8 protein-coding genes are annotated in these 10,556 nt (G+C 56.5%); 4 read left to right on the top strand and 4 right to left on the bottom strand.

The features are described from left to right. Positions 1-52: 52 nt before the first annotated feature. A complete protein-coding gene (pyrH, locus tag BP822_RS03010; RefSeq protein ID WP_286877713.1) occupies positions 53-727 on the top strand; it encodes a UMP kinase in 675 nt (224 codons plus the stop codon). Here the strand turns inward: pyrH and BP822_RS03005 are convergent. The 3 genes from BP822_RS03005 to hisI form a co-directional block, all read right to left on the bottom strand. After that, positions 714-1,601: a CBS domain-containing protein gene (locus BP822_RS03005; protein ID WP_013719578.1), complete on the bottom strand. Its 888-nt coding sequence runs from the start codon at positions 1,599-1,601 to the stop codon at positions 714-716. The genes pyrH and BP822_RS03005 overlap by 14 nt on opposite strands. A 121-nt stretch (positions 1,602-1,722) precedes the next feature. Beyond that, positions 1,723-2,859 (bottom strand): radical SAM/SPASM domain-containing protein, encoded by a 1,137-nt coding sequence (locus BP822_RS03000; RefSeq protein ID WP_286877712.1) that lies wholly within the window; start codon positions 2,857-2,859, stop codon positions 1,723-1,725. A gap of 11 nt (positions 2,860-2,870) precedes the next feature. Further along, positions 2,871-3,209, bottom strand: coding sequence for a phosphoribosyl-AMP cyclohydrolase (hisI, locus tag BP822_RS02995; protein ID WP_013719580.1), 339 nt, complete (start codon positions 3,207-3,209; stop codon positions 2,871-2,873). Positions 3,210-3,296: 87 nt separating this feature from the next. On the opposite strand from hisI, the gene BP822_RS02990 reads away from it, so the two are divergent. After that, positions 3,297-4,466: an Nre family DNA repair protein gene (locus tag BP822_RS02990; RefSeq protein WP_013719581.1), complete on the top strand. Its 1,170-nt coding sequence runs from the start codon at positions 3,297-3,299 to the stop codon at positions 4,464-4,466. 467 nt (positions 4,467-4,933) lie between these two features. Here the strand turns inward: BP822_RS02990 and BP822_RS02985 are convergent, their stop codons facing one another. Next, positions 4,934-7,573: a cation-translocating P-type ATPase gene (locus BP822_RS02985; RefSeq protein ID WP_286877711.1), complete on the bottom strand. Its 2,640-nt coding sequence runs from the start codon at positions 7,571-7,573 to the stop codon at positions 4,934-4,936. Positions 7,574-7,913: 340 nt separating this feature from the next. On the opposite strand from BP822_RS02985, the gene BP822_RS02980 reads away from it, so the two are divergent. Together BP822_RS02980 and pheT are read left to right on the top strand one after the other, a co-directional pair. Beyond that, complete coding sequence (locus BP822_RS02980) at positions 7,914-9,422, top strand: phenylalanine--tRNA ligase subunit alpha (protein ID WP_013719583.1); 1,509 nt, start codon at positions 7,914-7,916, stop codon at positions 9,420-9,422. Between the two features lie 10 nt (positions 9,423-9,432). Further along, the coding region (pheT, locus tag BP822_RS02975; RefSeq protein WP_276619982.1) for a phenylalanine--tRNA ligase subunit beta at positions 9,433-10,556 on the top strand (1,124 nt) is incomplete at its 3' end.

Below are 10,556 nucleotides of genomic sequence, written 5' to 3'. Positions count from 1 at the left end.
AATTTTGTGCCCCAGCAACCTTTTTATCCCCTCCCGCCGCTAGCCCCTCCTCATGATACTTGTCTATTCCCTGGGAGGCTCAATCCTCGCCGGTCGCGATGCAAAAAGCCTGCAGGAGTACGCCGATGCCTTAAAAGAGCTAGCAAAAGCGCACCAGATCTACGTCGTGGTGGGCGGGGGCAGGATTGCCCGCGAGTACATCGAGAAGGCCCGCGATCTGGGCGCCTCAGAGATGTTCTGCGACCTCATCGGCATTGGGGCGACAAAGCTCAACTCCGCTCTGCTCATCGCTGCCCTCGGACGAGCTGCCCCCCAGGAGATCCCGGAGACCTATGCCCAGGCTGCTCGCCTGGCTAGCCCCGGCAGGATCGTGGTCATGGGCGGAGTGGCCCCGGGCCAGACCACAGACGCCGTAGCCGCCCTGCTGGCGGAGTATGTGGGCGCGGACCGGCTGATCATCGCCACCTCCGTAGACGGAGTCTACACCGCTGATCCGGAAAAAGATCCTAAAGCGGAGAGGATCGCCAGTATGACCCACGGAGAGCTGTCGAGAATGGCCGCCCAGACGGATATGAAAGCCGGCTCCCGCTCCCCTGTCGATCCCCTGGCGGCCAAGATCATAGAGCGAAGCCGGATTCCCACCACCATCGTCTTCGGAAAAAAAATCGAAAACCTGAAAAAAGGTGCCCTGGGTGGGCACAGTGGAACTGAGATCAGGCAGGGGTGAGGGTTTTGATCAGGTCCGCTGGGGAGACGAATCCCCAGAGGGTGCCGTCCTCTGAGACTACCAGCTGGCCAGAGCCGGTCTTGCCCAGCATCTTGATCGCCTCGTAGATGGTATCCTCGGAGTCGATGGTCAAAAATCCCCGGCTCATGAACTCTCTCGCTTCCTGATCCCCCTTTCCGTCCGCTATCGCCCGGACGATGTCCGTCTGGTTGACCATCCCCGGGGAGCTGTCCTCGACGAGTGCCTCCTGAACGCCGTTGTGCACCAGAATGCGCGCTGCCTCCTGCATGGAAGCTCCAGGGGGAATGCGCACTGCGCGACGGGCGATCTTCTTAATGGCCAGCTTGGGCACGGATATCATCGCGTCCACGTGGATCATCAGCCGGCTCATGGTGTCATCCCTGCCCCGGACGGTGCCCCGAATGTAGAGCTTGTTGACGGGAGTGGGTCCCACTTCTACCTCATCGCCCACATTGAAGTCTCTGATGTTGCCGATGATTCGGATCACGCCATCGCATAGCTGAGTGTGCATCACCTTGTTGAATATGATCTCGCTGGCGGTGGTTCCCTCCATTAGCACGCCATTCCTGAGAACGGGTACGGTCACCACATCCCCCGTGGCCTCGACATTGAGCGCCTCATAGGCGGATCCTGTGGCCCTGTAGCCCCCCTTGGGGCCAGGCACCCCCTCCACCAGATTGAGGGCTTTCAGGGATTGCATCTGATTTCGGATGGTTCCCGGATTGCGGTCTATAAGCTCGGCGATCTCTTCGCCCTTAACTGCTCTTCCTTCAACACGATAGATGTTGATCAGCGCGGTTAGTATATCTCTTTGAACAGGTGTCAAATCCATGGTTAGATCAAGATTGTTCATGATTAATGTCCTATATAGATCTATTGATTGTAGGGGACTTATGAAAATTCCGTTTAATTTTAATCCTGCTCATGTTCCTCCTTGAACAGTTAAAATCTTGTTTAATGGCAGAAAAATTGTTTTATTTCCTCATAGGGCATATCTTCTTCCCTTTGTGCGGAAATCGTCCCATTCGCTGCCAGATTCTCTTTATCGGTTCTTTCATAATGTTGCCCCAGGACTCCGGGTAGCAGGAGCAGGGATAGACCTCTCCTGAGGGAGTTACATGCATCCAGCTTCTGGCCGCAAAGCAGCCAAAGCGTCGATAGGCGTCGGGAACAGAGAAGATCCTGGGCGCTCCCCTGGAGGAGACGAATTCCGCCAGATGGGCGTGCTCCGCAGAGGTCAGGGCCAGGCCCTCGCGACCGGACCAGCGGCCAGTGGATACCACCTCGAATAGTGTCAGCTCATGCGCTCCTGTGCTTCTGGCCAGCTGGTGAAACCTCTCCAGATGGCAGAGGTTTTCCCGGCGAACTACGACATAAAGGTCAACCAACAGTCCAGCCAGAAGGGCATTTTTCACCGCCCGCATCGCCTCGGAGAAGACGCCCTCCCTTCCCCGCATGGCATCGTGCTCCTCAGCCAGGGGGCTGTCCAGGCTGACATTGACCGCATAAAGGCCAGCATCTTTTAGCCGCTCTGCCAGGGAGAGGGTAAATCCCGCTCCAGAGGTGAAGAGGGTGGATATGGCTCTGTCGTCCACATGTCTCACCAGCTCCGGCAGTTCTCGATATAGGGTCGGCTCTCCCCCATCGAATATCACCAGGGAGGTTCCCATGTCCAGAACCTGGCTTATGAGGTCTTGGACTGTGTTCGGATCGAGGCGCAGCCGGTTTCCGGAGTTGGGCAGGGCGCAATGCGAGCAGCGGTTAGGGCATTCCTCGGTGATGGAGATTGTCACCTGGTCCGGGGTGCGCAGGCCCATGAGAGCCCGGATGCGACTATTTGCCAGCCGGTCAAATGCTTTGCCTGGCAGGGGAGGAATCCAGGTTGATAGGGAGAGCTGCTCTGTTCCTGCCCGCACCGCCCGCTGGCCATCGAAAAGCTCCATGCTGGATCTGATAGCGGGCAAGCTGGCAAGTGGTCCTGTAACCCTGATCTTCACCCGATCCCCCTCCAGCCTGGCATCCGCCCGGAACAGAGGGCTGCGATAAAGGGGATAGGACCTGCCCGTGATGGTGTCGGAACTCGGTTCTGGATCGATCTGGCCTGGATTCATCCTCGCTTTCCTCAATAGACATCGTGGGGATCGAAGACCTTCTCCCCCACCACCCGGCCATCAATGGTGCGATAAAAGCAGGATCTATAACCTGTATGGCAGGCACCGCCCTCCTGCTCGATCAGGAGCAGTATGGCATCCTCATCGCAGTCCACCCTTATCTCCCTGACAAGCTGAAAGTGGCCTGAGGACTCCCCCTTAAGCCATATCTTATTTCGCGATCTGGACCAGTAATGAGCCTTGCCGGTCTCTTGGGTCTTGGCCAGAGCCTCATCGTTCATATAGGCCAGCATCAGCACCTCTCCTGTCCTCCAGTCCTGGGCGATGGCCGGAATCAACCTCTCGTTCATATAGAAAAATCATAGTGGATATTTCCTATAAGGGCCTTGCCCAGAAGGAAGGGAAGACATTTTTCAGATGAGAGAGAACGGAGAATTGTGAGTTGCATCACCTGCAAGGGCCGGGGAGAGTGCGGCCAGCCGGTCTGCCCCATAGTCCGCCGGCTGGAGGAGCTGGTATCCCTCCCCAAGATCGGCAGTCGCATGGAGGGATTCACCCCACCGGAGGTCTTCGTGGGCCGGTCCGGCTATCCCCTGGTCAGAGCTGGGCCTGTCCTCCCATCTGTCCAGGCTGAAGAGCTGCCTCATCTGGGGATGAACATGGATGAGATCATCTCTGCCCGCATGGGGATGGTTCGTTCCGAGACGAAGATAAGGGTACTGGAGGCAGGCGAGCCTGGAAAGCTTCTGGAGGCCTGCCAGCAGATCGCTATGTCCTCTGCCCCGGTGGGAGCGGAGGTCTCCTTCATCAAACCGCCCCGGAGAAGGCTGCAGTTCGATGGCGTCCTCTCCCCCACCGGTCCATCCGGGGAGTTGGCTAAGATGGAGATCACCACCAATCCCCTAATCCCCCGCAAGGTGGACCAGATCGTCCTGGACCGGGGTGCTCCGGCCGATGTGGCAATCGCGGAGCTTTACTCTGCAGGCATAGATATCGATCACCTCTCCCGACTTCTCTCTATAGGCTTGCTCGGCAATAAGAGGAGGCTAGTGCCCACCCGCTGGTCCATAACGGCATCTGACGACATGATCGGCAAGAGCCTGAAGGATGAGGTTCTTGATTTTCCCGAGGTTAAAGGCTACCATTTGTTCTCTGGGGAGGAACTGGGAAACCACTTTGAAGTCCTCCTTTCTCCCCGGCCTTTCAGCTTCGAGCTGATTGAGATCTGGCGGCCTCATTCCCTCTGGGCGGAGGAGGGATTTATAGGCCGGGATGGGGAGGACGCCCGTCCCAAAAAGGGCTACAGCCCTCTGGCCGGCGGTTACTATGCCGCTCGGCTCGCCGTGCTGGAGCATCTCTCTCGCTGGGGTCGGCAGGCAGGGGTGCTGGCGATAAGGGAGATCTCAGAGGACTACAGGATACCTCTAGGGGTCTGGGTGGTGAGGGAGGTGGCGCGAAAGGCGATGAGCTCTCATCCCACGCGCTTTGACGCCCTCTCCTCCGCTCGAGAGGTGATGGCTGGCCGGCTGCATACCCCTGAAGTCTCCTGGCTCAAAAAGGCGGAGCTTCTGACAGGATCAACGCAAAAGAGGCTGAACGAGTTCTAGCCCGATAAGATGAAAAGAGGCTCTTCGCTGAATTATGTGGATGAGTTCAGGCTGAGAATATGGCCTCTGTTCCTCTGTATCTCTGTGGTTGGGTCAGAGCATAGCGGCTTTCCACAGAGGCGAAAAGATGCAGAGAATTTGCGATTCAAGTTCACCCATACCAGATAGCGTGAAGCCTGAAAAGAATGCTGATCAAAGTATGTAATGAGGAGGGAGGCAAAAGTCAGGCTTTCGGGTGGGAAAGAAATGAGATTCGACCTTTGCCATTAGTTATATACGGCAATTGCCGAGATATAAGTGTTTCGGTACATATTCTTTTATTATAAGATGATCTTGTTCAAACAGGCTTGCACAAAGAGCTTCAATGAGATCCTCGATCTAAAAAAAACGGAAAAATGCCGGGATCCAGGGGGTCTGGATGATTCGGATATTCAAATGATTTAGAAGGTGACGCCCGTTCAGGGCGTTCATCTCAATCCAGAGAGGATCTTTTTCATCACCTCAGCAGCCAGGACCACCACCAGTCCGGTTGTCAGGATCAGAATCCAGCTCTCGGATGAAAGCGGCCTGGTCTCGAATATGAACTGCATGAAGGGGATGTAGACCACCGCCAGTATGGCCAGAATTGAGGCTGCAATTCCCATGAGCAGGGTCTTGTTCCCCAGGGGATTCATCCTGAAGACGGACTCCTGCAAAGAGCGGCTGCTGTAGGCATTGTAAACCGTGAAAAAGCCCAGGCCCACGAATGCCACCGTCCGGGCATAGCTCAGATCGGGATTCGATTGTAGGGTTATTATGTACATCCCCAGGGTTCCAGCTACAATGGTGGCGGCAATTCCCAGGGTGTAGATCATCAGGGGCCGGGAGGGCATCGATTCTTTTGGATCGCGGGGCTTCCGTTTCATGATATCGGAGTGAGAGGGCTCCAGGGCCAGGCCGATGGCGGGAAACTCCTCTGCCACCACGTTGATCCACAGGATCTGGGCGGCAAGAAGGGGGAGAGGAAATCCCAGGGCAACGGCGAAGAAGATGGTGGCCAGCTCGGCAAAGCTGACAGAGAGCAGATAGGAGGTGCCTTTTCTGATATTGTCGAAGATCCTCCTCCCCTCTTCTATGGCGCTGACGATGGTGGCGAAGTTGTCATCGGCGATGACCATATCCGAGGCCTCTTTGGTGACCTCGGTGCCCGTCCTGCCCATGGCTACGCCGATATCGGCAGCAGTCAGAGCAGGGGCGTCGTTCACTCCGTCTCCGGTCATGGCTACGATATGGCCTCTTGCTTTCAGGGCCTCCACTATGCGGACCTTGTGCTCAGCGGTGACCCTGGCAAATACTGATACGTCATCTATGTGCTCACGCAGATCCTCGGAGCTCATCCGATCGAGCTGGACTCCTTCGATTACCTCTCCGTTGCCTATCCCCAGCTCCTTGCCGATGGCCCTGGCGGTCAGGCGGTGGTCTCCGGTGATCATGACCGTTCTTATGCCCGCCATCTTGCTGACTCTTATCGCCTCAGGAACCTCCTTTCTCGGTGGGTCCATCATGCCGGTCAGGCCGGCGAAGATCAGCCCGGACTCTATGCAATCCACTTCAACCGGGTCGTTGTTCGATATGGGCTTCCAGGCGAGGGCCAGGACCCGGAGGGCGTTCTCTGCCATATCGTCTGCGTCTGCCAGGATCGATCTTCTATCCTCCTCCGTCAGGGTCTTCGTCCCATTGGGGGTCGTGGTCTTTGTGCAGTGGCTCAGCACCACCTCTGGAGCGCCTTTCATGGAGACTATATAGCCCTCTTTATGAACCTCGTCCACAGTGGTCATCCTCATGCGCTCGGAGTCAAAGGGATACTCAATGAACCTGCTGCTGCTATCTTTTATCTTATCGAGAATCCCTGCTTTTTTGGCTGCCACGATAAGCGCTCCCTCCGTAGGATCGCCCACCACCCTCCAGCCGCCATTGGCCCTCTCTATGGCAGAGTTGTTGGCATGCACTCCAATCTTGAGAATCCTCGCCAGGTCCTCTTCTGTGGGCTCGAGCTTTGCTCCCTGGGATATGAACTGGCCGGATGGATCGTATCCTGCCCCCGTGACCTCGATCTTTCTGTAGGTGCGGATCTCACGAAGGGTCATCTCTCCTGTGGTCAGAGTACCGGTCTTATCGGTGCAGATCACCGTGGTCGAGCCCAGGGTCTCCACTTCGGGAAGCCTTCTGATGATGGCGTTCTTCTTTGCCATGGCCTGGGTTCCAAAGGCCAGGGCCAGTGTGACTATGAAGGGAAGGGCTTCAGGGATGCCGGCTACTGCCAGAGCGATGGAGGCGATGAGGGCATCTATGACCGGCAACCCCCGGCTGAACATGAGGATGAAGACGATCGCCGATATCACCATCACTAAAAGGGCCTGCCTTTTCGCCAGCTGCTGGAGCTTGATCTTGAGAGGCGGCTCGGCCTGCTCCTGCTTCATCAGGCCTGAGATCCTTCCTAGCTCTGTGCCGAGACCGGTGGCGGTGACTATTGCCCGACAGTTGCCCTGAGATATGATGGTCCCCATGAAGACCATATTCTTCCTGTCTGCCAGCGCCATATCCTCGGGCAGGGTCTGGACCAACTTTTCCACCGGCATGGACTCTCCGGTTAAAGAGGACTCGATGACCTGAAGGGAGGTCACCTCCAGGATGCGGCCGTCGGCTGGCACCTTATCCCCCGCCTCCAGGAAGACCACGTCCCCTGGAACAAGGTCTGCAGCAGGTATGGTGCTCATCTGACCGTCTCTGATCACATCCGCCTCTGGGGCCACCATCTCCCTCAGCGCCTCCATAGCCTTCTCTGCCTTGTACTCCTGGACGAAGCCGATGATGGCAACTAAAACGACGATCCCCAAAATGACATAGGCATTGGTGGTCTCTCCGGCAATAAAAGAGATGATAGCGGCAAAGATCAGCACCAGGACCATGTAGTCTTTGAACTTGCCTATGAATATTTTCAATGGCGAGGGTTTGGTAGTGCTTTCAAGCTGATTGGGGCCGTGCTGGGAGAGCCTTTCTTTTGCCTGCATCGAGCTTATGCCTTTTTGGTCGGAATCCAGCTTGGATAAGACCTCATCCGTTGTCATTGTGTGCCAGTTCACAGTCTTTCAGACCCCTATCGCATTGGGATAAAGTGGAGTCCGTCAATTGTAGAAATACTTAACGCTGATTCCTATGAAATCCTGAGGCTGTTCCCTTCATCTTGCCTTCCTTCACTGGGGGCGCTGTTCGACAGGTTTATGTATCATCAGTCTAACCGAAAAAAACGTGCCTCAGAATATAGCAAAGATCCCAATTATCAATCACAGAACCATGCTCTCAAAGCAGAATGGGCAGGCTTTGGGAGTCTGGAGCCACACAGTCTTTTCTTTCTTTTGAGGGCAACTGGCAGTTGCCCCGAAAATCAATCAGAGCAGGGACGATACTATGCTATCAGATTTATCGAATAACGAGTTTCTAGTGCTGAAAGCGATATCAGAAGGACTTTCGGATCCGCAGAGCATTGCCGAAAAGCGGCAGATGAAGATCGAGGCGGCCCGAGCGGCAGCAGACCTGCTGGCCGAGCAGGGCCTGATCCAGGTGGATAAGTCGGTGAATGAGACCTTCTCCCTCACCGATGAGGGGGCTGCTTATGTCAGGGAGGGCCTGCCAGAGAGAAGGCTCCTTCTATCTTTAGGAGGGGGTATGCACATGTCCGAGGTGAAGGACCCTGCCCTCAAGATCGGCCTGGGCTGGCTGCGTAAGAAGGGCTGGGCGGCGATCGAAGGGGGGATGATCAAACCCCTAAAGGACGCTGACAAGGGCGAGGATGAGCTGATCCTGGAGGCTCTGAGTGATGGAGTCAGCTCCAATCCCAAATGGGACGAGAAGGCCCTCGCTGCTTTGAAAAGCCGGGGGCTTGTCACCTCCAGCAAGAGCAAAGAGTGGCGCTACATCATCACCGAAGCTGGCAGCCTGGCAATAACAAAGCTCGAGCCAAAGCGTTCCGGCACAAAGAACGCGGTACTGGATATGCCTGCTCTCACTGCTGAGATGATAAAATCGGGGGAGTGGCAGGATGATGTGGACGGTTTATATCTGGGCTACAGAGGCTCAGTCTATCGCCCTCGCCCCTATGACGTCTCTCTCCCTGCCGATCGGATTTTTCCGGGAAAAAGGCATCCCTACCAGCGACTGATCGATAACATGCGGGAGATCATGCTGGAGATGGGATTTGTCGAGATCAAGGGGCCGATCGTTCAGACCAGCTTCTGGAACTTCGATGCCCTCTTCCAGCCCCAGGACCATCCGGCCAGGGAGATGCAGGACACCTTCTATCTGAACAGCCAGGGGGATATCCCCGATTACGCCCGGATCAAAGAGATGCATGAATGTGGCGGCAGCGTAGGGTCTACCGGATGGGGAGGCTGCTGGAGTCCGGAGGTGGCCCGGCAGGAGGTGTTGCGTACCCATACCACCGGAGTGACGATCAAATACCTGGCAGAGCATCCCCGGCCGCCGGTCAAGGCCTTCGGAATCGATCGGGTCTACCGGCGGGAGGCTATAGATTCTACCCATACCCCGGAGTTCGAGCAGCTGGAGGGAATAGTGATGGACGAGAGCGTGAGCTTCTGCCATCTCCTGGGCATCTTGAAGGAGTTTTATGGAAAGATGGGATTTGAGGAGGTGCGCTTCCGCCCGGGCTACTTCCCCTACACTGAGCCTTCAGTCGAGCCCGAGGTCTATATCGACGGCCTGGGATGGGTGGAGCTGGGTGGAGCAGGTGTTTTCAGAAAGGAGGTTACAGCCCCATTCGGCATCGATCATCCCGTTTTGGCCTGGGGCCTGGGAGTCTCCAGGGTGGCCATGCTAAGGCTGGGGCTGAAGGACCTCCGGCTGCTTTATCAATCGGATATCGAATGGCTACGCCAGACGCCGGTTTCCATCAAGCTGTGAGGAGTATACCATGCCCGTTGTCAGACTTTATTATCAGGATATGGAGAGGCTGATTGGCGCCTCTCGAGAGACGATCATGAGCAGGCTGGCCATGATGGGTGCAGACATAGGAAAGAGAGCGGAAGAGGAGTATGTTGATGTGGAGTTCTTCCCCGACCGGCCGGACCTCTATAGCTCGGAGGGGGTGGCCAGAGCGATGCAAGGATTCCTGGGGATCAAGACCGATCTAGTCAGCTACAGCGTCTCCCCCGGTCCTGTCGTCGTTCAGGTGGAGGAATCAATAAAATCGGTGCGCCCTCTGATCGGCTGTGCAGTGGTGCGGGGTCTCGAGTTCACCGATGAGGCCATCGAGTCCCTGATGGGGCTGCAAGAGGATCTGCACTGGGGCCTGGGCAGGAACCGGCGGAAGGTGGCCATAGGAGTGCACGACATATCCAGGGTACGGCCACCCTTCCGCTACTTCGGCGAGAGCCCTCAACGCAGGTTTGTCCCTCTGGACTATAGCGAGGAGATGACCATGGAGGAGATCCTGCATAATCACCCCAAAGGAAAGGATTACGGCCATATCCTGAAGGACTGTCCGGTCTATCCACTGATCGTGGATGCAGATGATCGGGTTTTATCCTTCCCGCCGATCATCAATGGCGAGCTGACCAGCGTCACCGAGGAGACGGAGGATCTCTTCATCGATGTCACCGGGACCGACCCTGTGGTCCACAAGGCCCTGAACATCGTGGTCACCTCTCTGGCGGAGCGGGGAGGGAAAATAGAGAGCGTTCTGGTCAAGAGGAGCGAGGGCGACTTTCTCAGCCCGGATCTGTCGCCCGCCAGCTGGAAGGTGAGAACTGAGGAGGCCAACCGGCTGATAGGATTTGATCTGACGGGAGCAGAGCTGGCTGAATGCCTGAAGAGGATGCGCTTTGGAGCCGTCACCGCCGGCGAGGAGATGGATGATATCGTGGTGGTGCAGGTCCCGGCCTACCGGGCGGATATAATGCACTCCTGGGACATCTTCGAGGATGCGGCCAAGGCATATGGCTACGACAATCTGGAAGCCCGGCTTCCCCAGACGGTGACCGTGGGCCGGGCCCATTCTTCTGAAGTGCGCAAGGGAGAGATCAGGGAGATCATGGC

It is taken from the genome of Methanosaeta sp. UBA458, assembly GCF_002496085.1.
GTDB classification, from domain to species: Archaea; Halobacteriota; Methanosarcinia; order Methanotrichales; family Methanotrichaceae; genus Methanothrix; species Methanothrix soehngenii.
Note: the sequence above shows the minus strand (reverse complement) of the source record. Positions and strands in the feature narration are given on the sequence as shown.

Bases quoted from the DNA above. Each gene is read 5' to 3' on its own strand.
- pyrH (WP_286877713.1), top strand. From the start codon at position 53: ATGATACTTGTCTATTCCCTGGGAGGCTCAATCCTCGCCGGTCGCGAT.
- BP822_RS03000 (WP_286877712.1), bottom strand. From the start codon at position 2,859: ATGAATCCAGGCCAGATCGATCCAGAACCGAGTTCCGACACCATCACG.
- hisI (WP_013719580.1), bottom strand. From the start codon at position 3,209: ATGAACGAGAGGTTGATTCCGGCCATCGCCCAGGACTGGAGGACAGGA.
- BP822_RS02980 (WP_013719583.1), top strand. From the start codon at position 7,914: ATGCTATCAGATTTATCGAATAACGAGTTTCTAGTGCTGAAAGCGATA.
- BP822_RS02985 (WP_286877711.1), bottom strand. From the start codon at position 7,573: ATGACAACGGATGAGGTCTTATCCAAGCTGGATTCCGACCAAAAAGGC.
- BP822_RS03005 (WP_013719578.1), bottom strand. From the start codon at position 1,601: ATGAACAATCTTGATCTAACCATGGATTTGACACCTGTTCAAAGAGAT.